This window comes from Tepidiforma bonchosmolovskayae, assembly GCF_008838325.1.
Taxonomy (GTDB): Bacteria; Chloroflexota; Dehalococcoidia; order Tepidiformales; family Tepidiformaceae; genus Tepidiforma; species Tepidiforma bonchosmolovskayae.
This window is the reverse complement of sequence record NZ_CP042829.1, coordinates 1,292,414-1,317,617: the sequence shown is the minus strand read 5'-3', so window position 1 is coordinate 1,317,617 and position 25,204 is coordinate 1,292,414. Positions and strand designations below refer to the sequence as shown.

The following is a 25,204-nucleotide window of genomic DNA, read 5'->3' as shown; positions in this document are numbered from 1 at the left end:
GAGGGGCTCAGGCGCGGGCGCGCCGGGCTGCGGCGGCAGCAGCCGCGCCGCCGAGGGCGAGGAGCAGCAGCCCGCCGGCGGCAAGCAGCGGCGCGGGGCTGCCCGGCTGGGCGGCGGCGGTATCGCCGGTGGCCGGCGGCCGCGGCGCCGGGGTGGTGGCGCGCGGCGTCGGCGAGGCGGCCGGAGTCGTCGGCTGCGGGGTCGGCGTCGGCTGGGCGGCCGGCCGGGTGCGGGTAATCGGCGTCTCCGGCGCGTTGCAGAAGGTGCGGCCCGCGAGCGCCGGGACGACCTGGTTCGCCGCGAAGGCGGGGTCGTAGCCGACGAAGGAGCCGTCCGGCAGCTGCTTGCTGAGGAGGTACTGGACGGGCGTCACGCCGTTCTTCGTGTAGGCCGCCGCTTCGGGGTTCTCGCCGAGGGCGAGGAGCGCCTGGATGGCGAAGGCGGTCGACGAGGTGTTCGAATCATTCGGGTCGTAGCCCCAGCCGCCGTCGCTGCCCTGGTTCGCCTTCAGCCAGGCGAGGCCCTGGGCGACCTTCTCGTCGGTCTTCGGGACGCCGGCCGCGAGGAGGGCCTGGATGGCGATCGCGGTCGTATCGGGGTCGGCGTTGCCGCCGAAGCCCCAGCCGCCGCCCTGGACGGCGAGCGCCTTCAGGTTGTCGGCCGCCTTCGCGCCGACGGTGTTGCCGGTGCAGGCCAGGCCGAGGATGGCGATCGACTGGCTGAAGGCGTTATCGGCGTAGGCGCCGGTGTCCGCCTTGTAGCCGCCCTGGGCGACGGCGATGAGGTTCACGCCGCCGACGTTCTTTGGGTCGAGGCCGAGCGCTTTGGCGCCGAGCGCCGCCTTGGCGGCCGACACCGGAGAGGTGATCGACGGAGCGGCGGCCGTGAGCCAGTCGACCGGCGACTTGCCGTCCTTCACATCGAGGCGCGGGTCGTAGCCGGCGGCGCGGACGGCGATGATGGCATCGATGGACTGCCCGGGCGACTCGGCGTAGCTGCCGTCGGAGCGCTGGACCGTCTTGATGAAGGCCGCGCCCTTGATGACGGCGTCGGTGGCGGGAAGCGCGGCGAATGCGGCAGCCGGGAGGACGGCGAGGGCCGCGGCGAAGGCGAGGACAAGCCGTTTCATGGGGACTCCTTGGAGCAGGGTGAAGCGGGGCGGCGCGGGAGGCGCCGCAGCGGCAGGACAGACATGCCGGGCAGGCGGGAAGTAACGAAAAAGCCCGCCGCGGCGGCGGGCTCAGGTGGCGAGAACCATGGCACCGACCCCTTTCGCGCGAAGGATCATCGGTCCGGTTGGGCGGGTTTTCTGGCTCGGCCGTTCGGCCTCACAGTTGCGGCACAGCGCCGGATTCGCACCGGACTTGCCCCGGCTCCTCCCGCACGGCTGGCGGCGGAAGGGCCCTCCCGGTCTTCGATTGTCGAAATGCAATCTGGCGGTTTGACAGGCGAACGTCAAGCGGCCTCAGGGTGCACGGGCATCGAGCCCCGCCAGACCGGCGGGCTGCTCGGCCTCGAACGGGACGGCGCCGCCATCCTCCACAGCGAGGGTGAGCGGTTCGCCGCAGACCGCGCACGTCCGCGCGGGGGCGCTCCAGGCGTACCAGGCAGCGAAGAGGGCGAGCCCCCAGAGGACGAAGCCGAGGGCGGCGGCAGCCTCAAGCCGGGGCCGCCCGGCAGCGGCAGCGGGGAGACGAAGCGCAGCGAGCACCCCGGCCGCAAAGAGCGCCAGCCCGGCGATCCCGGCCGCATCGGCGAGCGTGAGCGATGGCAGCAGCGGCATCGGCCGCGCCCCCGGAGGTGTGCTGGAGCGATGGTAGTCGATTGGGCGGCCCGCACGCAGCGGGGCTGCCTGGCGCGGTAGACTGGGAAGATGACGCACGGCGGTTTCCGGAATGGCGAAACGCTGGATGCCCGGCGGGCAGCGCTCGCCGCAGCCCGCGAGCTGGGGCTCATGTTCGTCGCCGTCATCGCCTACTTCGCCATCCGCGGGTTCACCGAAGGCGCCTACGACGACGCCCTGGCGAACGCGCAGCGGGTGGTCGACCTCGAGCAGCTGCTCCACATCCACATCGAAGAGGAGCTGCAGGACGTGATTCTCGGCTCCCATGCGCTGGTGACCCTGGCGAACTGGGTGTACATCTGGGGTCACTGGCCGTTCATCGCCGCGGTGGCGGCCTGGCTGGTCATCAGCCACCCGGCCGAGTACCGGGCGATCCGCAATGCCTTCCTCGTCTCCGGCAGCATTGGGCTCGTCATCTTCGCGACCTTCCCGGTGGCGCCGCCGCGGCTGTTCGACCCCACGCTCGTCGACACGGTGACCGAGCATTCGCGGGCGTACCGCGTGCTCCAGCCGCCGGCGCTGGTGAACCAGTACGCCGCCATGCCGAGCTTCCACTTCGGCTGGAACGTGCTGATCGGACTGGGCATCGTGCGGTGCTCGGAGCGGCGGTGGGCGAAGGCGGCCGGGGTGGCGGCCCCGGCGGCGATGGGCCTGGCGACGGTCCTCACCGCCAACCACTACCTCCTCGACCTTGCGGCCGGCGCAGCGATCGCCCTGGCGGCACTCTACGCCGTCGAGCTGGCGCGCGGGCGCCGGTTCGCGCCGTGGGAGATGCGGGCCTGGGTTCGGCCGCTGGAGCGGGTGCCCGCAGATGCCGCCTGAGCTCCCGGCCGGGCTGTTCGCCATCGCCCACCGCGCGGGAAACGAGCCGGCGCGGCTGGCCGAAGCGGTGGCCGCCGGCGCCCTCGCCATCGAAGCCGACCTGTGGCTGCACCGTGGCCACATCGAGGTGCGCCATACCAAAACGGCCGGGCCGCTGCCCATCCTCTGGGACCGCTGGGAGCTGCGCCCCGGCTGGCGCCCTCGGCTCCGGCTGCCGGAGCTGCTGGAGGCCGCGCCGCCGGGCGTCCTCCTCCACCTCGACCTGAAGGGCTGGGACGACCGGCTCGGACCGGCGGTCCGGGAGGCGATGGCCGCGCTCGCGCCGGGGCGGCCGTACCTCGTGAGCGCCCAGCGCTGGTCGCTGCTCGAGCCGTTCCATGCCGTCGAGGAGGCGCTCGTGGTCCATTCGATCGGCAGCGCGCGGCGGTTCGAGCGGATCGCCCGGCACCTGGAGGGACGGCGGGCCGCGGCCGTCGCCATCCACCGGGAGCTGCTCACGCAGGAGCGGGCCGGGCGGCTGCAGGCGGTGAGCGAGGCGGTGCTCACCTGGCCGGTGAACGACCCGGCGCTCCTCGGGCCGCTCGCTGCGCTGGGGGTGCGCGGCGTCATCAGCGATTCGCTTGCCGTCGTGCGGGCGGTCGCATCGGCCGGCGCGGCGGGCTAGAATCCGCGGACGCCAACCCCCGATCTCAGAAGGAGCCAGTCGTGAAGTACGGCATCCAGATGTTCCCGACGGATTACGCCATCCCGGTCACCGAGCTCGGCCGGGCTGCAGAGGAGCTCGGCTTCGAATCCGTCTTCTTCCCCGAGCACACGCACATCCCAACCAGCCGCCGGACCCCCTGGCCGGGCGGCGGCGAACTCCCGAAGGAGTATTCGCACACGCTCGACCCCTTCGTCGTCTGCGCGGCGGTGGCGGCAGTCACGAAGACGCTGAAGGTGGGCACCGGCGTCTGCCTCGTGATGCAGCGCGACCCGATCATCACGGCGAAGGAGGTCGCCTCGGTCGACCACCTTTCGGGCGGGCGGTTCATCTTCGGCATCGGCGGCGGCTGGAACGAAGACGAGATGGAGAACCACGGGACCGACCCGAAGCTGCGGTGGAAGATCCTGCGCGAGCGGATCCTGGCGATGAAGGAGATCTGGACGAAGGAGGAGGCGGAGTTCCACGGGAAGTTCGTGAACTTCGACCCGATCTGGCAGTGGCCGAAGCCGGTGCAGAAGCCGCACCCGCCGATCCTCGTGGGCGGGGCCGGCCCGCACACGCTCGACCGGGTGCTCGAATACGGCGACGGCTGGATGCCGATCGGGGGCCGGACGGGCCAAGTGCTCGGGGCGATGATCCGCGAGCTGCAGGAGCGGGCGAAGGCTGCCGGCCGCGGGCCGATCCCGGTCTCCGTCTTCGGGGTGCCGCCCTCGAAGGAGGTCATCGAACAGTACGCCGAAATGGGCGTCGACCGCGTCATCTTCGGCGTCCGGCCCGAAGGCGCCGACCAGGTCCTCCCGGCCCTGAAGCGGTACGCGGAGGTTGCCGGGCTGTAGCCGCCGTCCCGGCGGGAGGGGAGGTTCGCCGCGGTGCACGTGAACTTCTACGCCACCCTGAGGCCGCTTGCGGGCGGCAAGACCGTGGAGTTCGACCTCCCGCCGGGGGCCACCGCGCGCGACCTCCTCGAGGCGGTCGGGGCCCGCTTCCCGGCCATCGGCGAGCTGCTGTGGACCGCCCCGGGCGAGCTGGGCGACTACATCAAGGTGTTCGTCAACGGGCGCGAAATCCGGCACCTGCAGCTCCTGGAGACGCCGGTGCCGCCGGGCGCGGAGGTCGACATCTTCCCGCCCGCGGCCGGGGGCTGACCGACGTGGAGCGGCTCGAGGTCCGGAACGTCGATACGGCGCTCGTCGTCGGCTATCTGGAGCGCGAGCTCGGCGGCACCGCCGAGGGCGACCTCGTCCGCGGGGAGGGGTGGACCGTCCGCATCGTGCCGGGCGAGGCGGTCCGCGCCTGGGGCAGCCGCATCCCGGTGGTCTTCTACGAGGTCGAGGGGCCGCGCGCCGCCGAGGCGGCGGCCTTCCTCCGCCAGAAGACGATGCGGGGCGGCGGCTGACGCGACGCCGGGGGCGCGCGGCCCGACAATGGAGGCATGACGGCACAGCGGCCGGGCCGGCGGCAGTGGTGGAATCCCGGCTGGAGCTGGAAGGCCTGGGCGATCATCCTGGCGATGGTCTTCCCGACGGTCGGCCTCACCGCGTGGGTCGGGCTGGCCGCCCGCGGCGAATCGCCGGTCGACCCGGCCCTGGCCGACCTCGCCCGCGCGAACGCCGGCAGCGAGATCCTCATCGTCCGCGGACCGGAGCACACGGCGTACCACAGCCTCGCCCCGCTGCCCACGGAGGCGGCGCCGCGCGCCGACGGCCTGCCCACGCTCGTCTTCTTCAGCGCCCCGGCCTGCGCTGCCTGCGAACGGATGCAGTTCGTGCACCGGGTGATGGCCGGGGAGCGCGACCGCGTCGTGTTCGTGGAGAAGTCCGTGGACCGCGACCCGGTCTCGGCGGCGTACGGCATCCGGGAGACGCCGACGTTCGTGCTCATCGATGCGGCAGGGCGGGAGCTCGCGCGGTTCGGCGCGCTGCCCGATGCGGAGACGTTCCGGGCGAAGGTGGACGAGCTGCTCGGCGGGCGCTGAGGCGGCGGGTCAGTCGCGTTCGACGGGCACGGGCACCGCAGCCGGCTCGGCCGGCGGGTGGAACCAGGACACCAGGATCCGCCCTTCGAGCACGAGGAACGCAAACCCGGCGACGCCGCCCATCAGCGCGAGCACCGGCCGGGCGCCGGCCACCTCGACGCCGACGCCGAACAGGACGAGCGGCAGCACGACGAAGGCGTCGGTGAGCGTCGCCTGCACGGCAAAGACGCGCGACTGGTGGGCAGCGGGTGCCGCGGCGGTCAGCGCGGTCCGGCCGGCGAGCAGCGCGAGCGAGACGGAGAGGCCGAGGAGGAAGGCGACGGGCACGGCGACCGCGTAGGCGGTGCCGAGGCGGAGGTCGAGGTCGACGAGCGGGCCGAACTCGGTGAGTTCGAGGGCGGCGCGGAGGCCGTAATCGAGCGAAGCGAGCGCGAAGGTGCCGACCGCCATCGCGAGCACGGCAGCGCGGATCGTGCCGCCCGCCGCCCGCGGGCGGAGCCGGAAGGCGGCGAGGAGGAGGCCGGCGGCGACGCCGAGCCCGGCAGCGCCAATGACGGCCCCGGCGCCGAGCGAGCCGGCCGCGAGGTCGTTCCGGAGGTAGAGCGGGAGGGCGACGATGCTGCCCTGCACGACCATCGACGTGAGCGCAAGGGCGATCAGCGCCTCGCGGGCGATGGCCTGGCGGCGGAAGAAGCGGACGGTATCGCGGAAGGCGGAGCCGCGGGCCGGGCATTCGAGCTGCATCCGCGAGGTGGCCACAGCGAGGCTACACGCTGCCGCGGCGGCCGCAAGCGCAATGACGGCGGCCCCGGCGACCATCGCATTCGTACCGCCGAGCCACCAGAGGAGCGGGGCAAGCACCGCGACCGCCAGCCCCTGCCCGCCGAACTGGAGGGTGAGGAGCAGGGCGTGCAGCGCCCCGTGGCGGCCGCTGCCGAGCGTGCGGACGAGCGCCATCTCGGCCGGGGAGTACGCCTGCGAGACGGCGGAGTAGGCGAAAACGGCCGCCGGCACCAGCAGCCCGCTGCCCGGTTCGAGCGCCCAGGCGAGGATCACGGCGGCCCGGCCGATGCCGCCAAGCGCGAAGGAGCGCGAGGGGCCGATCCGGTCGGCCAGGGCGCCGCCCGGGACCCCGAAGATGAGCGAACCGGCGAGCATGGCCACGAAGAAGGAGGAGAGCCCGGCGGCGGCGTGGTCGGAGGTGCCGGCGGCGACCAGCAGCGCCGCGAAGAAGAGGTTCTGCGCCGCCTGCGAGGTCAGCTTGGCGACTGCGAAGGCGACGAGCGCCGGGACGGGGAGACGGGAGGCCGCCACCTGCAAATCAGCCACACCTGTATCAACGGATGCCGCGGGGCAGCTGCGCACCCCGGGTGCTTAGGCCACCGTACCACGCCCCGGGCTCACGGATGTTTCCAAATCGGCAACGGCGGGTGAAGGCGGCGAAAAATGCGGGGAAACCCTGCCTCCGCAGGCCGCCGCCGGGCAGGGCAGGCGGGCCGGCAGTGTGACAGCAAACGCGCCCCGGTCATTTGGGGTAAGGTTGCGGAGCGGACGGGCCACCCTCGGAAATCGTCGGCCCTCCGCACGGGAGCAGACCATGGGACTCATCGCATGGCTTATCTTCGGACTGATCGCCGGCGCGCTCGCGAAGCTGATCGTCCCGGGCGACGACCCGGGCGGCGGAGGGCTGCGCGGACTCGTCGTCACCATCCTCATCGGCATCATCGGCGCCGTCATCGGCGGGTTCATCGGCACCGCGATCGGCTGGGGCTCCGTCAGCGAATTCGACATCCGAAGCATGGCGCTCGCTGTGCTCGGCGGCGTCCTCTTCCTGCTGCTGCTCCGGGCGGTACTGGGCCGGCGGACCGCATAGCGGAGTCTCGTTCGAGCGGTCGGGGCGGCGGGGCGAGCGTCAGCCGCCTTCGCCCTTCGCCGTGGGAAACCCGGGCAGGCGGGGCGGCGAGCCGTCCTGCCGGACCTCCGCGAGCGGGAACCGGTAGCCCGAGAGGAGCGTGACGGTGCCGTCGTCATCGGCGATCGCTTCGAGGTAGGCGAAGGGGAGCCGCTCGAGGAAGCTGCGCGCGCACTCCCGGCAGATGCCGTGGGAGACCGGCCCGGCGGCGCCGCTGCGCACGACGGCCTCGCACCAGGCGCAGACAACGGTCAGGTCGGGCGGGGAGCTGAAACGGGTATCCACGGATCCCACGGTAGCAGGTTCGGCCGACGGGCCCTGTCGCCGCTGACGCCTCCGCACGCCGGTCACCAACTCTCCACCGGGGCGGTCAAGTTCCGGTTCGATAACCGGGTGCGGGGGAGGCCGCTCCCCGGCGTGGGCCGGCGGGCCGTTCCCCTGCCGGACCGGCACGCCCGGGAGGGACCTTCCCGGGCGGGAGCAGCTCCCGCGGGGGAGGATCGGCGGCGCGGGCGGGCCGAATTGGGCGTGCCGGCAGGACGGAATCGGGCGAATCCCCGATACGTCCCCGAGACGCAGACCGGGCAGGATCGCGGCCATGGATGCCAGCTTCGCCGTACTCGCCGCCCTCGCCCTCTCGCCTGCCCACCCGTACGCCCTGCTCGACCACCTCTCCGGGCTCGGCCTGCCGGTGAGCCGGAGCGCGCTCTACCGCGCCGTCGATGCGCTCGAACGGGACGGGTTTGTCGCCGTGCAGCTCGAAACCGGGGAAACCGGCCACCGCCGGAAGCGGCTCGAGCTGACCGGCGCCGGCCGGGAGCAGCTCGCCCGGGCGGCCCTGCGCACGCTGCGGCGCGAACCGGTCGATGGTCCGGCCTTCGCGCTGGCCCTTGCCGCGGGGGGCGCCATCGCGGCGCCGGGGCTCACGGAGGTGCTCCGCGAGCGGATGGCGGCCGCCGCGCGCCGGCTGACGGCGCTCGAGCGGGGGCTGCGCGCAGGCGCCGCGGGCCCCCGGGCCGCGCTCGAGGAGCGGGAGGCGGCCCACCTCCGGGCCGATATCGCCTGGCTGCAGGGCCAGCTCCGCCGCGCCGGCTAGGCGGCTCAGCCGCGCGGCAGCCCGAGCCCGCGGGTGGCGATGATGTTCCGCTGGATTTCGCTCGTCCCGCCGCCGATCGGGCTCGTGGTGCTGTGCATGTAGAACCGGGCGATCCGCCCGCCGAGGACGCGCGCATCCTCGCGGTCGGTGATCTGCCCGTAGAGGCCGGCGAGGTGCATGGCTGTCACGGCCAGGCGTACATCGAGTTCGCTCGAGTACAGCTTCGCGATCGATGATTCCTTGTTCGGAATCTGGCCGCGCTCCTGCATCGAGATGATCCGGTAGGAGATGAGCGATTCGACCTGCGCCTCGATGGCGCGGTCGGCCAGCTCGGTGCGGATCGAGGGCCGTGTGGCTACGCTGCGGCTACCAACCGGGGACTCCTTCGCGAACCGGACGAGGTCGCGCACGATCAGCTGGTGGGAGACGCTGGTGGCGATGCCGCTCCGTTCGAAATCGAGCGTCGTGGTGGCGAGGTACCACCCCCGGTTCTCCTCGCCGAGGAGGTTCTTCGCCGGCACGCGGACATCCTCGAAGAAGACCTCGTTGAACTCGTGGCTGTTCAGCATGTTGACGAGCGGCCGGACGGTGATGCCGGGCGTCTTCATGTCGACGAGGAAGTAGCTGATGCCGCGGTGCTTGGGCGCGTCGGGGTTGGTCCGCGCGAGGAGGATGCCCATGTGGGCGTGCTGCGCGCCGGAGGTCCAGATCTTCTGGCCGTTGATGACGTAGTCGTCGCCGTCGCGCACGGCGCGGGTCTGGAGCGAGGCGAGGTCGGAGCCGGCGCCGGGCTCGGAGAAGAGCTGGCACCAGATATGCTCGCCCGAGATGATCTTCGGGAGGTATTCGCGCTTCTGCTCTTCGGTGCCGTAGACCATGATGGTGGGCCCGGCCCAGCCGTGGCCGATGCCGCCGGGCCGCGGGGCGCGCCGCCAGGCGAACTCCTCGCTGAGGATGAACTGCTCCTTGACGGAGAGCCCGCCGCCGCCGTGCTCCTTCGGCCAGGCGGGGGCGCCCCAGCCGCGGGCGTTCAGCTTCTTTGTCCACTCGCGCATGAACTCGGCGAACCCGGGCACGGCGCGCCCGGCGCCGTTGAAGAGCCCCCATTCGACCGGCCGCTCGGCGAACTCAGGCGGGAATTCGGCATCGAGGAAGGCGCGCACTTCCTGCCGGAAGGCGGCCTCGGCGGGCGAATCGCGGAACTCCATGGCGCGGGACCTCCAGTGCGCGAACGGGCTCGGCGCCGATTGTGCGCCGGCGCTGGCGGCCGTGTCGAGCGGCGCGGTCCTGCCTGTTCGCACCGGCGCATCCGCCGGGTTCGGCTGCCCCTGCAGGGTAAAGATGGACTGCCTTGCGCCGCCTTCCGCGGAGGCTGCGGGCGCGCCACACTGCGGCGGGGACAGCATCACACGGGGGCACCTGGAGGTTGCAGATGTTCCTTGCGTTCAGTTCGATTGCCGGCCTGCCGGGCCACCCGCTGCTCGTGCACGCGGCCGTCGTCCTTGTGCCGCTGGCGGCCGTCGCCCACGCCGTGACGGGCTGGCGGCCGGCCTGGCGGCGCTCCTACGCCATCCCGGTGGCGCTCATCGGCGTCGCCGGGGCCGTGTTCGCCTGGGCAGCGAAGGCGAGCGGCGAGGCCATCGAAGACCGGGTCAAGGACGCGGCGAAGGCGGTCGGCCAGCGCGCCCGGTTCGGCGACCACCCGGAGCAGGGCGACGCGGCATTCTTCTGGGCCATGCTCCTCGGGGCGGCGCTCATCGGGTTCGCCGTGCTGGCCTGGCTGGAGCGGAAGCGGGAGCTGCCGCGCTGGGCGCCGCTGGCGGCCTGGGCTGCCGTGCTCGCCGTCGCAGCGATTGCCACGGCCGTGATGACGGTCGCCGGCCACTCCGGGGCCCAGCTCGTCTGGAAGGACGTCGGCAATTTCGTGCACGGCGGATAGCTACCGCGGCGCCGTCTCACCGCGGAGGAAAGCGGCGGCCGCCTCGATGAACCGCGGATTCCGCACTGCGCTCACATGCGCATCGTGGGGGACGGGCAGGAAGCGGGCGTTCGGGAGCGACCGGGCAAGGGCGACGGCCGGCTCGAAGAAAACATCGCGCGTGCCGGCAGCGACGAGCACCGGCTGCCGGATGGCGGGCAGCAGCTCCGCCTCGACGGGGACGCCGTCGGCAAAGACGCCCCGGAACACCCGGTTGAGGGCGACGAGGTCCATCTCGCTCCAGTAGCGGGCGAGGTAGGCGAGGACATCGAGCAGGCGGCGGCGCGGCGCGAGGCTGCGCGGGTGCCGCCGTTCGAAGGCGAAGCGGCCCCGGCCCCGCGGGAAGTAGCTCCCCATGCCGCCGACGATGCCGCGGGGGAACCGCTTCCCGTGCCGGCCGAGCAGTTCGAGTGCGACCATCCCGCCCATGGAGTAGCCGACCACCGGGGCGGTTTCGATGCCCTCTTCGTCCATGACGGCCAGGACATCCGCGGCGAGCGCCTGCCGGCTGTAGGCTTCGACGGCGTGCGGCTTCTCGCTCCGGCCGTGGCCCCGGAGGTCGGGGATGATCAGCGTGTGGTGGCCGGCGAGCCGCTCGGCCCAGCCGGCGGCGATCCAGTTCGCCCAGCCGCTCGCCGTGTAGCCGTGGACGAGGACGACCGGGGCGCCGCGCCCTTCGACGCGGTAGTGGATGCGGAGGCCGGAGCGGCGGGTTTCGGGCATTCCTCGGTGATCGTAGCGAAGCCGCCGCGCGCTGCGTGCGGGCCTGCCAGCCGTGTCAGCGCAGGTTCGACCACTCCGCCTGGCGGGCGAAGAGGAGGTCGTGCATCTCCCAGAACTTCCCCTGGGCGCCGGCGCAGATGGCGAGCAGGCTGGCGTTGCCGGCGTTCGGGTGAATCTGCGTGATGGGGAAGTGGAGGAAGGCGAGGGCAACGTCGCTCCCGACGAGCTTCCGCAGCTCGGGGAGCGAGGTCTGCGTCCAGCGCTGGCAGAAGGGGCACTGGAAATCGCTGAATTCGGCGACGACGACGCGCGCGTTCGGGTCGCCTTCGAAGGCGGCGCCGGACAGGTCGGGGCGCTGCGGCAGGATTTCGAACGATGGCGGGTTTTGGGCCGCGAGCTGCTGGAGCTGCTGCGAGTAGTCGGCGAGGGAGGCCGGCGGGTTCGCCGAGCGCTCCTTTTCGACGATTTCGAGGAGGAGGGCCGTCGGCTGGGCGCCGACCAGCTTCTTGTTGTTGATAAAAAAGGTGGGCGTCCCCGAGACGCCGAGCTGGCTGCCGCGCTGGAGGTGGCTGTTGATGAGCTGGACGTTGGCGCTGTCGTTCAGGCACTGCAGCAGTTTCTGCTCATCGAGCCCGAGCGAGCGGGCGTAGCCGAGGAAGGTATCGAGGAGCGTGGCGGCCTGGGGCCGGGCGGTGGGGGAACCGGCAGGCGCGGTGCTGGCCGCAGCAGCCCCGGGCGTGGCCGCGGGCGATGCCGGGTCGTCGCTGCCGGGCTGCCACCAGATGGCGGCGGCGATCACGAGCGCGCCGAGCAGGATGGCGCCGGGGGTGAGGAAGTAGCTCCAGGCGGGCTGGCGGCGGAGGTAGACCGGCCGGCCGCTGCCTTCTTCGACCGCGAAGGGCGGCGGGGGCCCGGGGAGGTCGCTGGGGCCCGGCTGCCCGGGCTCGGGTGAGGTCACCCGGGCATTGTCGCAGGCCGGGGCGCAGCGATCACGCGCCGGTCAAGACCACGCCGAACGGGCCGCCCGTGCCTGGGGCGGCCCGCCGGTGTGTGCTGCCAGGGGTCGCAGCACACCAGAGGAGGGAACTGGGCGTCTTCAGCCGTAGCGCCACTCCGGGGTGGCCATGTGGCAGCCGGGGCAGTAGCGGTCGCGCGGTTCGTACCGGGCGCGGCACTCGGGGCAGATGCGGGGCGTCTGCCGGCGGGCGACGGCGTCGGCGGGCTGGGGGGCGAGCCAGCGGCGCCACCAGGACTGGAATTCGGGTCGGAGCATTGCGTGCCTCCTTGCATCGCGGGGCTGAGGGGAGCCCGCCCGGCGCCGGGGCGGCCCGGTGCGAACGTCCCTGCGGACCTGAGAGGCACGTGCGGCAGGCTGGAGGGCTGCCGGGCCTCTCCCACTACGCCTGCGGGGTTAGCTGACGGGTTCGGCGAGGGGAGTCGCCTACCCGGCCGGAGCCGGGATACACCCCAGTGGAGACGGGTCCCCCGCTCGGCGGCAGTTCCGCCGATTCGGCACCCGTAGTTGTACCACATGTGCGGGGGCGTGTGGATGAACAGTTCGTCAACAGCGCATGACAGCCGGATGACGGGCGCGCCGGGCGGGGCGCCGGCTACTGGAAGAGTGCGCCGACCGACTGCCCGCTGTGGATCCGCCCGATGGCGTCGCCGAGCTGAGGCGCGACGGGGATGACCGTCATGTTCGGCAGCATCTTCTCCGGGCCGAGGGGAACGGAGTCGGTGACGACGATCTCCTGCACGTCGAGCGCGCGCAGCCGGTCCACCGCCGGGCCGGCGAAGACGGGGTGGTAGCAGCTGACGATGATCTCCCGGGCGCCGTGCTGCCGCAGGGCGTGCACGGCCGACACGATCGTCCCCGCCGTGCTGATTTCGTCGTCGAGGATGAGGCAGTTCCGGCCGTCGACGTCGCCGATGACGTGCATCGCCTCGGTCACCTCGGCGTTGCCGATGCGCCGCTTATCGATGATGGCGAGGGGCCGGTCGAGCCGGACGGCGAGGTCGCGGGCGCGCTTTTCGCCGCCGACATCGGTGGCGACGACGGTGTAATTGTCGAGGTTCTTGGTGCGGAAGTAGGCCGAGACGGGGTAGAGGGCGTTCAGTTCATCGACGGGAATGTTGAAGAAGCCCTGGATCTGGCCGGCGTGGAGGTTGAGGGTGAGGACGCGGTCGGCCCCGGCGGTTTCGAGCATGTTGGCGATGAGCCGGGCGGTGATGGGGACGCGCGGCTGGTCCTTCTTATCGCTGCGGCCGTAGGCGTAGTAGGGAATGACGGCGGTGATCCGGCCGGCCGAGGCGCGCCGGGCGGCGTCGATCATGATGAGCAGCTCCATGATCGACGTATTCACGGGGCTGACGAACGGCTGGACGAGGAAGACGTCGCGCTGGCGGATGTTCTCCTGGAACTGGACGAAGATGTTTTCGTTGGAGAACTCGAAGACATCGACCCTGCCGAGGGAGCGGCCGAGGCGGGCAGCGATCGCTTCGGCGAGCGCCGGGTGGGCGCGGCCGGAGAAGATGGCGAGGTCGTTGTACACCGGCAGTCCCCTCGATGCGGCGGGCCTTCTGGCTGCGCCGAGATGGAGGGTAGCACGGGGTCGGGGGAGGTAGAAGGGAGCAGGGAGCAGGGAGCAGGGAGCGGGGAACGGGGAGCAGGTATGGCCTGCCCTCACAGCCCAGGCTCCCAATTCCGCGCCTGGTGCAAGCTCCTGGGCCAGCCGGCGCAGATCGAGCCAGCGGTTCTCGCCGAACTGCGGCGCCCGTTCGCGCAGCGCGCGGAGGCCGTAGTAGAGGTTAAAGCCGTCGATGCAGGCCGCCGCCCGCATCAGCCGAACGTCGCTCCGGGGTCAGATACAACAAAGGCCGCGTTGCCGCGGCCTGGCCCTCCCGCCGAAGCGGTGAGGGGGGATACCCAACCGGTATCGCTGGGGCCGGTGCCGTCCACAAGGGGTCCGGTACGGGTCAGTCGACCTCGAACAGGAACTCGACTTCGACCGGGACGCCGGCGGGGAGTTCGGCGACGCCGATGGCGACCCGCGCGTGGCGGCCGGCTTCGCCGAAGACGTCGAGCAGCAGCTGGGAGGCGCCGTTGATGACCGCCGGGTGCTGCGTGAACCCCGGCGCGCTCGCGACGTACCCGGCGACCCGCACGACGCGCCGCACCCGGTCGAGGCTGCCGAGCTCGGCGCGGACCACGGCGAGCGCCTGCAGAGCGCAGACCCGCGCCAGCGCCGCACCCTCCTCCACGGTGATGTCGTGGCCGAGCTTGCCGACGGCGGCCACGCCCGAGCCGTCGGCGGCGCGCGGCACCTGCCCGGAGACGAAGAGCTGGCTGCCGGAACGCACGGCCGGGGCGTAGAGCCCCGCCGGCGGCGGCACGGCCGGCAGCTCGATGCCAAGGTCGGCGAGGCGGTGTTCGGGCCGTTCTTCGTGCGCCATGGCTACTGGTACTCCCCGAGCAGGGTGGCGACGACGTTCTCGAACTCCTCCGGCGAGTAGCACTCGATGATGATTTTCGCGCCCTTCTTCTGCGGTTCGACGCGGACGCGGGTGCTCAGGGCGCGCCGGAGGCGGGCTTCGATGTCGCTGAGCGCCGCATCGCGGCGGGCCGTCTGCGCGGCCGGCTTCGAGGCGGTCGCGGGGGAGGCCGCGAGCTGCCGCCGGACATAGCTTTCGGTGTCGCGGACCGACATCTGGCGGCGGACGACCTCGCGCCATGCGTTCACCCGGCCTCGCCCCTCGGGCAGGCCGAGGAGGGCGCGGGCGTGGCCTTCGGTGATTTCGCCGCTGACGAGGCTGCGCCGGATCTCCGCCTCGAGCTGGAGCAGGCGGAGCGCGTTCGCGATCGTGGCGCGGCTCTTGCCGACCCTCCGGGCCACCTCCTCCTGCGTGAGGCCGTACTCCTCGATGAGGCGGCGGTAGGCCATCGCCTCTTCGACCGGGTTCAGGTCGGCGCGCTGGATGTTTTCGATAAGGGCGAGCTCGAGCAGCTCCGAATCCGCGGCTTCGCGGACCACGACGGGCACCGTTTCGAGCCCGGCGAGGCGAGCTGCCTGCAGGCGCCGTTCGCCGGCGATGAGCCGGTAGCCGCCTTCGTCGTCGCGGGTGACGATGAGCGGCTGGATGATGCCGTGCTCGCGGATCGATTCGGCGAGCTCGCGCAGCTGCTCGGGTTCGAAGTGGGTGCGCGGCTGCTCGGGATTGGGCGCAATCAGGTCGATATCGAGCAGCTCAGGGCCGCCGCGGCGGGCGGGCGGGGCGGGCCGCGGCTCCGGCGCGACGCGGGCAGCCGCCTCCGGCGGGACCTCGTGCGCCGGTTCGCGCTCGGGAATGGTCGGCGCCTCGCTGGCGGGGGGCTGCGGTGCGGGGGCGGGCGGCTCCTGCACCGGGGGCGCTGCCGAGGAGCTCCCGAAGAGGGCATCGAGCCCCCGGCCCAGTCCACGCTTCGGCTGTGTCATACGGCGACTCCCACGCGTTCCAAGAGTTCGGAGGCGACGGCCTCGTAAGCGGCGGCCGAGCGGCCGCCCGGGTCGTAGCGGAAGATCGACTGGCCGTGGCTCGGCGCCTCGCTCAGGCGGACCGACCGCGGGATGATGGTCGCGAACGTCTGCGGGAAGTGGCCCCGCACCTCATCGACCACCTGCTGGGCGAGCCGGGTGCGCGGGTCGAACATCGTGAGGATGACGCCGAGAATGTAGAGGCCCGGGTTCAGGTTCCGGCGGACGAGTTCGAGCGTCTCCATCAGCCGGCTCAGTCCCTCGAGCGCCATGTACTCGCACTGGACGGGGATGATGACGCTGTCGCTCGCGGTCAGCGCGTTGATCGTGAGCAGCCCGAGCGAGGGCGGGCAGTCGATCAGCACCCAGTCGTACCGTTCGCGCACGGGCTGAAGGGCGTTCACGAGCCGCCGCTCCCGGGCGAGGACGGGGACGAGTTCGACCTCCGCGCCGGAGAGCTCCGCACTCGAAGGCACGAGGTCGACGCCCTCCGCTTCGACGCGGGCGATGCACTCGTCGATCGGCGTCTCGTCGAGGAGCGCATCGTAGACGCCGGGGCGGTCGCTGCGCAGGACGCCGAGGGCGCTGGTCGCGTTCGCCTGCGGGTCGAGGTCGACGAGGAGGACGCGCTGGCCGCGGCGGGCGAGGGCCACGGCGAGGGAGACGGCGGTGGTGGTTTTGCCGACGCCGCCTTTCTGGTTGACGAGCGAGACGATGCGAGCTCCCATCAGGCGGCCTCCCTGGTCATACGTTCTTCGATGGCGGCGCGGGTGGCGATGCCGGCGAGCCCGGGCGCTTCGACGGCGAGGGCGCCCGCCGCGAGCGCGAACCGCATCGCCTGGTCGACGGAGTCGGTCTCGGCGAGGCGGACCATGAACGCCATGGCGAAGCAGTCGCCGGCGCCGGTCGGCTCGGTCGCCAGGGCAGGCAGGGCGGGGTAGCTCTGCGTGCTGCCATCCAGTTCGAACAGTGTAGCGCCGTTGTAGCCACGCGTCAGGACAACGAGCGTTTTCTCCGCGGCGAGGGCGGCGGCGAGGGCCTCGGGGGCGGCGGTGTCCTCCTCGCTCAGGAACGCGCACCAGCCGGGGCGGACGAGGGCGCGGGCCGCCTCGAGCGGGCGGGGGTTCGGGACGACGCGGCCGTCGGGTTCGCACGCGCGGAGGGCGCCCTGGAGCGAGACGCCGACGACGGCCCCCTTGAAGCGGAGCGGCGCCTTCCGGAACTCGTGGTAGGCCGGGGCGTAGAAGACGAGGTCGAACGTTTCGCCGGGGTAGAGGTGCGGCACGAGCTGGAGGTCGCTCCCGGGCGCGAGCAGGCGCTGGGTGCGGTTGCCGCGGGCGTCGTACCGGTTTTCGTAGCGGGCGACGAGCCCCGGCGCGGCGCGGAGGTCGATGCCGTCGAGGATGCCGAGGGGGAAATCGGGTTCGAGGGCGGTGATGAGGGTGACCTCGCAGCCGAGGGAGCGGGCCATGAGCGCCGAATAGAGCGCAGGGCCGCCGGGCGCCCACCCGCCATCGGGGGTGCGGTCGAGGGCGACGTTGCCGGCGACCAGTGCGCGCGTGGCTAGCCTCCTTCGCCTCTCCGGCTGATGACGACTTTGCGGTTCTCCCCCTCGCCGATGCTGTGGGTTTCGAGCTCGGGGTCATCGACGAACTGGAGGTGGACGATGCGCCGTTCGGCGGCCGACATCGGTTCGAGCGTGATCGGGGTGCCGGTCTGGCGGACGCGGTCGCCCATGCGGCGGGCCATCTCCACGATCCGCTCCTCGTTCCGGTGGCGGTAGTGCTCGATGTCGACCGTCACGCCGCCGCGGCCGGGGTACTTCCGGGCGAGCGCGAGGTTCACGAGGAACTGGAGTGCAAGGAGGGTTTCGCCGCGGCGGCCGATGAGCACGCCGAGGTTGTCGCCGCGGATATCGATGACGGCGAGGACGGAGCCGCGGCCGTCGCCCGGTGTGATCGGCTCACGGATGGAGATTTCGGCGTCGATGCCGAGGATGCGGAGGATGTCGTCGATCGTCTGGGCGGCGAAATCGACCTCCTCGGCGTTGATGTCGGGTTCCACGTGGGGCTGGTCCTCCTTCGGCCGGGACGGGCGGGATGGGCGCGCCGGGCGGGCAGGCGCCGCGGGGCGCTCCTGCCGCGGGCGGGCCGGCTGGCGTGGCCGCTCGGCCCGCGCCGGCGCAGCGGGCGCCGTCTCGCCGGGGCGGAGGAAATCGGCCTGGGTGAGGCGGAGGGGCGGCGGTTCGGCGGAGCGGGCTCCCGCCGGGCCTGCGCCGCGCTGGCCGCCCTCGGCGGCCTGGGGGCTGCGGCGCGGCTGGCGAGGGCGGCCGCCCCCGTTGCGGGGCTCATCGGCGGCGGACGGTGCCGGGGCCGGGTCGGGGGCCGGCCCGGCGCCCGGGCGGGCGATCCGGGTCACGCGGACGACGGCATCGCGGCCGCGGCTGAAGAGGCCGCCTTTCTTGCCTTCGTCGAGGATGGTGACTTCGACTTCGTCGCGGGTTGCGCCGAGGATGGCGAGGGCGTTATTCAGGGCGTCTTCGACGGTTTTGCCGCTTGCTTCGGCCTGGTCCATGGGTGGGTGTCCTCAGTTCTGGAGCAGATGAGACGGCGGCCGCTGCGGGAGCTGGCTCGGCCGCCGCGGGCGCCGGTGCGGGCGCGCGGACCTTGAAGAACGGTTCGATGCCGAGCGGTTTGAAGCCATAGATGAGGATGTTGAAGCCGATGCCGACGATGCTGTTCACGACCCAGTAGAGGCTGACGCCGCTCGGGAACTGGAGCGCGAAGAAGGCGAACATCAGGGGCAGCATCACGTTCATCATGGCCTGCTGCTGGCGGACCCGTTCATCGGTGCTGACAGTGACGGTAGTTTTCGACTGGGCGTAGGTGGTAATGCCCACGAGCACCACCATGAGGAGGTTGGGGTGGCGCAGGTCCATGCCGAGGAAGAATTCCTTCACGGGCAGGGCATGCTGGAGATAGGCCCAATCGTAAACGTGGCTTGAGAGCTTTTCGAGGGCTTCCGGCGAGTTCGGGAGCGCAATGCGGACGGCGCTGTAGAGGGCGATAAGGATGGGGAACTGGATGAGCATCGGCCCGAGGCAGCCGAGGGGATTCACGCCGGCTTCGCGGTAGAGCTTCATCATCTCTTCCTGGCGGCGCTTCGGGTCGCTGTACTTCTTGTTGATCTCCTGGACGCGGGGCTGGATCGCCTGCATCTGCCGGGTAGCGTGGAGCTGGCGGTAGGTGAGCGGGAAGGTCGCGACGCGGACGAGGATGGTGAAGGCGATGATGGCGAGCCCGAACGAGCCGAAGAGCACGTTGTTGAGGAGAACCAGGAGGTTCACCATCGGGTTGAGCAGGGCAATGGTGAAGAGCTCGCCCATCAGCGCTTCACCCCGCTGACCGGCACTTCGACGACGGAGCGGTTGGCCGGGTTCGCGAAGAAGAGCCGGGCCTTCGTCGTCAGGATGTAGGCCCCGCCGTTGGCGGCGAGCAGGTTGGCGCGGACGGTGCCGGCACCGTCGATCGGCACGCGGTTGAGGACCTCGCCGGAGCGGGCATCGATGAAGGTGACGACGGGGCCGCGGTCGGCAACCACCAGCACATCATCCACGATGACGGGGGCGGCTTTCACGCGGTGGCCTTCGGTGGAGGCCGGGGACCAGAGCTCGGTGGCCGGAGACGTGCTTATGTCGAGTCCGTAGATGTGCCCGCCAAAATCGCCGAAAAAGAGCCGGTTGCCGTCGAGGGCGGGGGCGGTCCAGACCCAGTCTTTGGCGCGGAAGTCGGTGAGGACCCGGCCGGTGGCGGCCTCGACGATGTAGACGTGGCGGTTGATGCTGGGAACGAAGAGGCGGGCATCGTCGAGGGCGACGAGGTCGGGGATGGCGCCGGAGATTTTGAGGGGCTGGGGCCAGGCGGGGGAGCGGTCGCTGATGCGGATGGCGTGGAGTTCGCCGTTCATTGTGGCGACGTAGAGGGTGCCGCCGATGGCGACGGGCGTGGCCCAGATGCCGGAGTCGAACTGGAGGGGAGTCTCCCAGCCCTGGGCGGGGGCGCCGTTGGCGGCGTACCAGCCGTAGAGCCGGCCTTCGGTGGTGCCGAAGAAGAGGATGCCGTTGGCGTAGGCGAGGCCGCCGGCGATGTTCCCCTTGATGGCGGAGGCGTTGGTCTTCCCTTCTTCGGGCCATTCGGGGCGGCCGGTTTCGGCGTTGAGGGCGAAGACGCCGGCCTCGTAGGTGGCGTAGTAGACGCGGCCGTCGGCGAGGATGGGTGGGCCGTAGGCGGCGTTGGGGCGGAGTTTGTCGTCGGCCTTGATGTCCTTATCGGGGAACGTCCAGGCGGCGGTTGCGGAGCGGCCGTCGGCGGCGAGGGCGGTGCGGGAGATGTGGCCATGGTCGGTGGTGAGGTAGAGGGCTGTGCCGTCGAGGACGGGCGGGGCCCAGCCTTCGGGGTTGGTGACGGAGACGCAGGCGGAAGCGAGGAGGGCGGCGGCGGCGAGGAGGGCGGCGCCGGCGAGGCGGAGGCGAGTCACGCGAGGATGGTAGCAGGCCCTTTGCTTACGGGCCGTCGGGGGCGGGGGTGTTCCACGTGGAACGACGAACATTTGTTCGCATGATGCGCGGGTGCGGGGTTCCCCGTGAAACACCGGCGCGAGGCATCCCGAGGGCCGGGGCTCCCACTGGGGGCGGCCTGGCCGTCCGGCGGCGTTCCACGTGAAACACGCCTGGCGGACGCCCCGTCCCCGAACCCGGCGTCGCGGGCGTTCCACGTGAAACCGTGCCCCGGGGCTGGGCTGCCAGCACCGCGAAGCGGCAGTGTGGCACGTGAAACGCCGGGCCGCGCCCCGCGGGACTTTCCCGGCGCGCTGCATCAGCGCCGAGCCAGGATGGCCGAGCGCAAGCCATGGAACGACCGCTGCGCTGGCGTTTCACGTGAAACGCCGCGCCGAACAGCCGCGGGAATCCCGACCTCGCCGGACGAGGGCTCCCGCTCAGCTGCCGCTGCTCGCCGAACGCGGCAGGTTCCACGTGAAACGGACGCACAGGTTCGTCGCCGCCCCATTCCTCGCTGCGCCAGCGCTCAGCTGCGACTTATCCGTTCCACGTGAAACATGACAACCGACGCACCAGGCCGCCTTTTCCTTCGCTACCCGCCCTCCGCACCGGGGAGAAGGTGCCACCTTTCCGTCCGATGCCCGTGCCGACACCGGCCCCGGTTCCGCGCCTTCCCCGCGCCCACACGCCATTGCCAGCACGGCTCGGGAACCCGGCTCCGCCCTTACGGCACCGGGTCGTACCCGCTCCCGCCAAACGGACGGCACCGGCTCAGCCGCCGAAGCGCCAGCCACCCGCCCCGAAACGCCCCGTGCCGCTCCAGCGCCTCCTTCGCGTATCGTGAGCACGACGGCTCGAACCGGCAGACCGGCGGCATGACCTTCGAAAACGTCGCCTGGTACGCGACCACCAGCCAGATCAGCGGCTTCGCCAGCACCCGGCCAATCACCTGTCGCCCTCCTGCTTCTGCTCCTGACCGGCCGCCTCCGCATCCCCAGCCAACCGGCGCTCCCCGGGGGCACCACCCTTCGACGTCCGCCGCAAGAGGCGCCGAAGCTCCGCTGCCAGCTCCGCAACCGGCGCGGTCAGCGCACCCTCCCGCGCGACCACGATGATATCGCGTCCCTGCTCCCCGCCGGCCTGGCGGGCCGCTTCCCGGAGCCGCCGCCGGACCCGGTTCCGGTCGTGCGCCAGCGGGGCCAGCCGCCGACCCACCGCAAACCCCCAGCGGTCCCGCCCCAGACCGTTCGGCGACACCCGCACAACCAAAAGGGGACCGCGCACGGCAGTCCCCTTTTGATACGCTGTATCGAACTCTGGACCCTTCCGCAGGCGGCGCGAACGGTCCATCGCTCGCCGGCCCTACACGACCGTCAGGCGCTTCCGGCCCTTCAGCCGCCGGGCCTTCAGCACGAGCCGCCCGGCCCGGGTCGACATCCGCTTCAGGAAGCCGTGCTCACGCTTCCGCGGAATCCGGTGCGGCTGGTACGTGCGCTTCGTCGCCATGGCTCACCTCCTGCTTCCCGTTCCCGCCCGCGGGAACCTCCACGTTACCGCGCCCCGCCGGTTATCGTCGAATCACGGGCCCCAGGCCGCAACGTAGTACGCGTACACCTCAACGATCACCCGCACATACGCTTGGGTCTCCCGGAAGTCGATCCGCTCCGCCAGCTCCGCTGCACCGGCATCGCCGCCCGCAGCCCACCGCAGCGCATTCCCCGGCCCCGCGTTGTAGGCCGCCAGTGCCAGCAGGGGGTCGCCGAACCGCCCCAGCTGCACACCGAGATAATATGCTCCGAACTCCAGCGCCACCGCCGGCCGGAACAGGTCGGCCGTTTCGAACCCCGCGACCCCGAGCGCCCGCGCAATCCCCTCGCCGGTCGAGGGGATGACCTGCGTCAGCCCGAGCGCACCCGCGGCCGACCCGGCCCCCGGGTCCCAGAGGCTCTCCGCCCGGACGAGGGCAGCGAGGAAGAGTGGGTCGATGTTCGCGGCGGCGGCGGCCCGGTCAACCGCGGAACCGTAGAACACCGGGTAGGACACGCGCAGGAGGTCGGCCGGGACGTCATACGGGGCGGCCCCGGCCGCCTGCCGCACCCGGACCGCGTAGCCGATGGCAAGGTGACCCAGCCCGCAGCTGCGCGCTTCCCGGGCGAGCTCCAGCAGCCGCCACGGCCGAGCGCCGGCAGCCGCACGCTCCAGCTCGGCCTCCGCTTCGTCCCCGAGCCCTGCTCGGGCGAGCGCGCAGGCCGGCGTCGGCGCCGACCCCGGCCAGTCGCCCCCGATCCGCCCGCGGAGCCAGTCCGCAATCGCTTCCCAGTCGACGCCCCGCGAAAGGTCCCGCGCCCGGTAGCGCACCTCGAGCGCGAGCACCGGCTCCCCCAGCCGCGCCGCCGCCTCGATGGCGAAGAAGTCGAACCGGTCGAGCGCGACCGCCCGCCGGTAGGCGTCCGCAGCCTCCCCTTTCCGCCCGGCGGCCTCGAGCGCCCGCCCGCGCCAGTACTCGAGCCGCGGACTCGCCGCGGCCGCCGTTTGCTCCCAGGCCGCGAGGGCCCCGGTGATGTCTCGTTCGACATACCGATCATACCCGGCGCGGAACGCTGCCTCCGCCGTGAACTCGCCGGGCGGGCCGTTCACCGCTAGGTCGAGGTAGCGCACCGCGGATTGGCCGCGCCGCCCGGCGCTTTCCAGAACCCGCGCCGCCCAGTACTTCGCCCGGTGGACGAACGGCGAATCGGCGCCCGTTGCCGCTGCGGCGTCGTACCAGGCGACCGCCTCGTCGACCCGCCCCAGCTCTTCGAGCGCGGCGGCGAGGTAGTACGCGCGGTAGGCCCGCGCTGCCGCGTCGATGCCCGGCTCCTCGAGGCCGGCCGTCAGCACCCGTGCGGCCTCGGCATAGGCGCCCCGCCGGTAGAGGATGAAGCCGGCCTGCCCGGGGTCGACCGCGTACCCGGCCGCCTCCAGCGCCCCGAGCGCGAGCGTGGCTTCGCGGGAGAGGGGCGACGCCGCCAGGAGCGCCCGCAGCTCACGCTCGAAGCCCGCCGGGTCGCCGAGCCGGCGCGCCACTTCGGCCCGTTCGAACCGCGCCGCCGGGCTGCCGTCGAGCGCTATCCGCGCGTCGAGCCAGCGGGCGAGCGCCGCGAGGTCGCCCGCATCCCGCGCGAGGCCGGCCAGCCCCTCGAGCGCCTGCGCCCGCACGGCCGCCGCCAGCCCGGTATCAGCTGCGATCGGTTCCCAGAGCGCCGCCGCCTCGGCGCCGCGGCCGGCCCCGGCCAGGGCCCGCCCCCGCTCGTAGCGGGCGTAGGCCGCCACCGTGCCGCCGCCCGCCGCGAGTTCGACATCGAGCGCGTCGCCGAATCTGGCGGCGTTGTTCAGCGCGCGGAGCAGGCGGTAGGCGGCGCGGTCGGCTGTTTCGGAGCCGGCGGACGCTGCGCCCAGGGCCCGCCGGTAGGCCGCGATGGCGCCCTCGCGGTCGCCCAGCTCCTCCGCGGCGCGGCCGGCGCCGAACCACGCCTCGGCAGCGGCCGCGGGGTCCTGTGCTGCGGCCTCAAACGCGGCCCGCGCCTCGGCGAACCGGCCCTCGCATAACAGCTCCTCCGGGCCATTACGGCCGGCCCCCGGCCCCCCGGGCCCCGGCGAGGCCGTCGCAGTCTGCGAAGGCGCGGGCGGCGGTGCCGGCGTGGACGTGCGCTCGGCGGCGGGCGGCGGAGCGCTCTCCCGGCCCACCTCGATGAGCCCGGCAGCGAGAACGACTGCGGTACAGAGGAGGACGAACCCGCCCCAGGCCGCGCGATTGCGTCCGGCCCTCACGTCGCCGATGCTAGGCTCCACGCGGGAGGCCGGTCAAAGGCCTCCCCGCGGCCAGGCGAAAGGACCGGTCAGGCTCGTGGCCCACCCGCCAACCACCCGCAACGCCCTCGCCGAGGTCACCACCGCACTCAACGCGTGGCTCGAAATCGACCTCGACGCCCTCGAAGCGAACGTCCGCACCCTCAAGGCGCTCCTCGGCCCGGTCGAGCTGATTGCCGTGGTCAAGGCGAACGCCTACGGTGCGGGCGCCGCGGCCGTCGCCCCGGCCCTCGAAGCCGCCGGCGTCGACCGGTTCGCGGTCGTGTGGCCACACGAGGGCTACCTCCTCCGGCAGGCCGGAGTCACCCGCCCGATCGTCGTCCTCGGCCACGCCTTTCCCGCCGACGCGACGCAGGCCGTGCGCGCCCGGCTCACCCTCACCTGCCACTCCCGCGCGCTCGCCGACGCCCTCTCGGCGGCAGCGGTCGAAGCCGGGGCCACGGCGGCCGTGCACATCAAGGTCGATACCGGCCTCCACCGCTTCGGCAACGAACTCGAGGAGGCGATTGCGCTCGCGGAGTACTGCCGCACGCTGCCCGGCATCGTCGTCGAGGGGCTGATGACCCACATGGCGAACGCCGACGAGGCCGACGACTCCTTCAGCGAGGAGCAGCACCGCCGGTTCGAAGCCGCGGCCCGGGCCCTCCCGTGGATTCCGTATCTCCACACCGCGAACTCGGCCACGGCGCTCCGCCGGCCGGGCTTCCGCTACTCCGGCGTCCGCATCGGGCTTGCCCTCCACGGCGAACTCCCCGCGAACACGCCCGGCCCGGAGCTCCGGCAGGTGCTCGCCCTCCGCGCGCGGCTCGCCCGGGTGTCCCGGGTGGCCCCCGGCGAGGGCGTGAGCTACGGGCTGACCTGGCGCGCGAGCCGGCCGACCCGCGCAGGCCTCGTGCCCATCGGCTACGCCGACGGCTGGCGCCGCTCGCTCACGAACGCCGGCGAGGTGCTCGTCGCCGGGCGCCGGTGCCCGATGATCGGCCGCGTCTGCATGGACCAGTTCCTCGCCGACGTGACCGACGTGCCCGGCGCTGACGAGGGCACCATCGTGACGCTCCTCGGCGCCGACGGCGCCGACCGGATCACCGCCACCGAAGCCGCCCGCCTGGCCGGCACCATCGCCTGGGACCTGCTCGCCGGGCTCTCGGGCCGGCTGCCCCGCATCTACCACCGGGGCGGCCACGTCGAAACGATCGTCCCTCCCGCCTGGTAGCCCCCGCGCGCGGCGCAC

The 25,204-nt window shown here is 72.6% G+C and carries 30 protein-coding genes and 2 riboswitches; of the genes, 10 read left to right on the top strand and 20 right to left on the bottom strand.

The window, feature by feature from the left end; translation table 11 throughout:
* Positions 1-7 precede the first annotated feature (7 nt).
* Together Tbon_RS06625 and Tbon_RS06620 are read right to left on the bottom strand one after the other, a co-directional pair.
* The gene (locus tag Tbon_RS06625) at positions 8-1,129 is read right to left on the bottom strand and encodes a prenyltransferase/squalene oxidase repeat-containing protein (protein WP_158066899.1); all 1,122 of its coding nucleotides are present in this window, start codon (positions 1,127-1,129) and stop codon (positions 8-10) included.
* A 153-nt stretch (positions 1,130-1,282) separates the two neighbouring features.
* Positions 1,283-1,422, bottom strand: a riboswitch (cobalamin riboswitch).
* A gap of 43 nt (positions 1,423-1,465) precedes the next feature.
* Positions 1,466-1,783, bottom strand: a complete 318-nt coding sequence (locus Tbon_RS06620; protein ID WP_158066898.1) for a hypothetical protein — start codon at positions 1,781-1,783, stop codon at positions 1,466-1,468.
* Between the two features lie 90 nt (positions 1,784-1,873).
* On the opposite strand from Tbon_RS06620, the gene Tbon_RS06615 reads away from it, so the two are divergent.
* From Tbon_RS06615 to Tbon_RS06590, 6 genes are read left to right on the top strand one after another with little or no spacing between them, the layout of a single operon-like run.
* The gene (locus Tbon_RS06615) at positions 1,874-2,665 is read left to right on the top strand and encodes a phosphatase PAP2 family protein (protein ID WP_158066897.1); all 792 of its coding nucleotides are present in this window, start codon (positions 1,874-1,876) and stop codon (positions 2,663-2,665) included.
* Entirely contained in the window at positions 2,655-3,329 is a 675-nt protein-coding gene (locus tag Tbon_RS06610; protein WP_158066896.1) for a glycerophosphodiester phosphodiesterase, read from the top strand. The genes Tbon_RS06615 and Tbon_RS06610 overlap by 11 nt, the downstream gene beginning before the upstream one ends.
* Before the next feature lie 41 nt (positions 3,330-3,370).
* Positions 3,371-4,207, top strand: coding sequence for an LLM class F420-dependent oxidoreductase (locus Tbon_RS06605; protein WP_158066895.1), 837 nt, complete (start codon positions 3,371-3,373; stop codon positions 4,205-4,207).
* Between the two features lie 33 nt (positions 4,208-4,240).
* Positions 4,241-4,516, top strand: coding sequence for a ubiquitin-like small modifier protein 1 (locus Tbon_RS06600; protein WP_098502827.1), 276 nt, complete (start codon positions 4,241-4,243; stop codon positions 4,514-4,516).
* Between the two features lie 5 nt (positions 4,517-4,521).
* The gene (locus tag Tbon_RS06595; protein WP_158066894.1) at positions 4,522-4,767 is read left to right on the top strand and encodes a hypothetical protein; all 246 of its coding nucleotides are present in this window, start codon (positions 4,522-4,524) and stop codon (positions 4,765-4,767) included.
* Between the two features lie 36 nt (positions 4,768-4,803).
* Complete coding sequence (locus Tbon_RS06590; RefSeq protein WP_158066893.1) at positions 4,804-5,346, top strand: thioredoxin family protein; 543 nt, start codon at positions 4,804-4,806, stop codon at positions 5,344-5,346.
* 9 nt (positions 5,347-5,355) lie between these two features.
* On the opposite strand, the gene Tbon_RS06585 is transcribed toward Tbon_RS06590, so the two are convergent.
* Positions 5,356-6,675 carry an MFS transporter gene (locus Tbon_RS06585; RefSeq protein WP_158066892.1) on the bottom strand — a complete coding sequence of 440 codons (1,320 nt, stop codon included), beginning with the start codon at positions 6,673-6,675 and terminating at the stop codon, positions 5,356-5,358.
* 268 nt (positions 6,676-6,943) lie between these two features.
* Between Tbon_RS06585 and Tbon_RS06580 the strand changes: the two genes are divergently transcribed.
* On the top strand, positions 6,944-7,219 hold the full coding sequence (locus tag Tbon_RS06580) for a GlsB/YeaQ/YmgE family stress response membrane protein (RefSeq protein ID WP_158066891.1): 276 nt from the start codon (positions 6,944-6,946) through the stop codon (positions 7,217-7,219).
* A gap of 39 nt (positions 7,220-7,258) precedes the next feature.
* Here the strand turns inward: Tbon_RS06580 and Tbon_RS06575 are convergent, their stop codons facing one another.
* Entirely contained in the window at positions 7,259-7,543 is a 285-nt protein-coding gene (locus Tbon_RS06575) for a hypothetical protein (protein ID WP_158066890.1), read from the bottom strand.
* A gap of 313 nt (positions 7,544-7,856) precedes the next feature.
* Here Tbon_RS06575 and Tbon_RS06570 point away from each other — a divergent pair, with 313 nt between their 5' ends.
* Entirely contained in the window at positions 7,857-8,354 is a 498-nt protein-coding gene (locus tag Tbon_RS06570; RefSeq protein WP_158066889.1) for a PadR family transcriptional regulator, read from the top strand.
* 5 nt (positions 8,355-8,359) lie between these two features.
* Here the strand turns inward: Tbon_RS06570 and Tbon_RS06565 are convergent, their stop codons facing one another.
* On the bottom strand, positions 8,360-9,562 hold the full coding sequence (locus tag Tbon_RS06565) for an acyl-CoA dehydrogenase family protein (protein ID WP_192498208.1): 1,203 nt from the start codon (positions 9,560-9,562) through the stop codon (positions 8,360-8,362).
* 224 nt (positions 9,563-9,786) lie between these two features.
* Between Tbon_RS06565 and Tbon_RS06560 the strand changes: the two genes are divergently transcribed.
* Entirely contained in the window at positions 9,787-10,293 is a 507-nt protein-coding gene (locus Tbon_RS06560; RefSeq protein ID WP_158066887.1) for a DUF2231 domain-containing protein, read from the top strand.
* Here the strand turns inward: Tbon_RS06560 and Tbon_RS06555 are convergent, their stop codons facing one another.
* The 15 genes from Tbon_RS06555 to Tbon_RS06490 form a co-directional block, all read right to left on the bottom strand.
* Positions 10,294-11,055: an alpha/beta fold hydrolase gene (locus Tbon_RS06555; protein ID WP_158066886.1), complete on the bottom strand. Its 762-nt coding sequence runs from the start codon at positions 11,053-11,055 to the stop codon at positions 10,294-10,296.
* Positions 11,056-11,110: 55 nt separating this feature from the next.
* Positions 11,111-12,013: a DsbA family protein gene (locus tag Tbon_RS06550; protein ID WP_158066885.1), complete on the bottom strand. Its 903-nt coding sequence runs from the start codon at positions 12,011-12,013 to the stop codon at positions 11,111-11,113.
* Positions 12,014-12,151: 138 nt separating this feature from the next.
* Positions 12,152-12,328: a hypothetical protein gene (locus tag Tbon_RS13805; RefSeq protein WP_192498207.1), complete on the bottom strand. Its 177-nt coding sequence runs from the start codon at positions 12,326-12,328 to the stop codon at positions 12,152-12,154.
* Between the two features lie 113 nt (positions 12,329-12,441).
* Positions 12,442-12,580, bottom strand: a riboswitch (cyclic di-AMP (ydaO/yuaA leader).
* A gap of 85 nt (positions 12,581-12,665) precedes the next feature.
* Positions 12,666-13,607, bottom strand: coding sequence for a ribose-phosphate diphosphokinase (locus Tbon_RS06545; protein WP_225734724.1), 942 nt, complete (start codon positions 13,605-13,607; stop codon positions 12,666-12,668).
* 424 nt (positions 13,608-14,031) lie between these two features.
* Complete coding sequence (locus Tbon_RS06540; protein WP_158066883.1) at positions 14,032-14,508, bottom strand: RidA family protein; 477 nt, start codon at positions 14,506-14,508, stop codon at positions 14,032-14,034.
* Positions 14,509-14,510: 2 nt separating this feature from the next.
* Positions 14,511-15,527 (bottom strand): ParB/RepB/Spo0J family partition protein, encoded by a 1,017-nt coding sequence (locus Tbon_RS06535; protein WP_158066882.1) that lies wholly within the window; start codon positions 15,525-15,527, stop codon positions 14,511-14,513.
* On the bottom strand, positions 15,524-16,294 hold the full coding sequence (locus tag Tbon_RS06530) for a ParA family protein (RefSeq protein ID WP_158066881.1): 771 nt from the start codon (positions 16,292-16,294) through the stop codon (positions 15,524-15,526). The genes Tbon_RS06535 and Tbon_RS06530 overlap by 4 nt, the downstream gene beginning before the upstream one ends.
* A complete protein-coding gene (locus tag Tbon_RS06525; RefSeq protein ID WP_158066880.1) occupies positions 16,294-17,037 on the bottom strand; it encodes a carbohydrate kinase family protein in 744 nt (247 codons plus the stop codon). The genes Tbon_RS06530 and Tbon_RS06525 overlap by 1 nt, the downstream gene beginning before the upstream one ends.
* Positions 17,038-17,129: 92 nt before the next feature.
* Positions 17,130-18,140, bottom strand: coding sequence for an RNA-binding cell elongation regulator Jag/EloR (gene jag, locus Tbon_RS06520; RefSeq protein WP_158066879.1), 1,011 nt, complete (start codon positions 18,138-18,140; stop codon positions 17,130-17,132).
* Positions 18,091-18,951, bottom strand: a complete 861-nt coding sequence (locus Tbon_RS06515; protein ID WP_158066878.1) for a YidC/Oxa1 family membrane protein insertase — start codon at positions 18,949-18,951, stop codon at positions 18,091-18,093. Before Tbon_RS06515 ends, jag begins: the two co-directional genes overlap by 50 nt.
* Positions 18,951-20,102, bottom strand: coding sequence for an outer membrane protein assembly factor BamB family protein (locus tag Tbon_RS06510; protein ID WP_192498206.1), 1,152 nt, complete (start codon positions 20,100-20,102; stop codon positions 18,951-18,953). Before Tbon_RS06510 ends, Tbon_RS06515 begins: the two co-directional genes overlap by 1 nt.
* Positions 20,103-20,848: 746 nt before the next feature.
* Positions 20,849-21,070 carry a membrane protein insertion efficiency factor YidD gene (gene yidD / locus Tbon_RS06505; RefSeq protein ID WP_374761716.1) on the bottom strand — a complete coding sequence of 74 codons (222 nt, stop codon included), beginning with the start codon at positions 21,068-21,070 and terminating at the stop codon, positions 20,849-20,851.
* Positions 21,070-21,474, bottom strand: coding sequence for a ribonuclease P protein component (gene rnpA / locus Tbon_RS06500; protein ID WP_158066875.1), 405 nt, complete (start codon positions 21,472-21,474; stop codon positions 21,070-21,072). The genes yidD and rnpA overlap by 1 nt, the downstream gene beginning before the upstream one ends.
* 12 nt (positions 21,475-21,486) lie before the next feature.
* Positions 21,487-21,630, bottom strand: a complete 144-nt coding sequence (rpmH, locus tag Tbon_RS06495) for a 50S ribosomal protein L34 (RefSeq protein ID WP_158066874.1) — start codon at positions 21,628-21,630, stop codon at positions 21,487-21,489.
* Positions 21,631-21,702: 72 nt separating this feature from the next.
* Positions 21,703-23,934: a transglycosylase SLT domain-containing protein gene (locus Tbon_RS06490; protein ID WP_192498205.1), complete on the bottom strand. Its 2,232-nt coding sequence runs from the start codon at positions 23,932-23,934 to the stop codon at positions 21,703-21,705.
* Between the two features lie 76 nt (positions 23,935-24,010).
* Between Tbon_RS06490 and alr the strand changes: the two genes are divergently transcribed.
* Positions 24,011-25,186 (top strand): alanine racemase, encoded by a 1,176-nt coding sequence (alr, locus tag Tbon_RS06485; protein ID WP_192498204.1) that lies wholly within the window; start codon positions 24,011-24,013, stop codon positions 25,184-25,186.
* Positions 25,187-25,204: the final 18 nt, after the last annotated feature.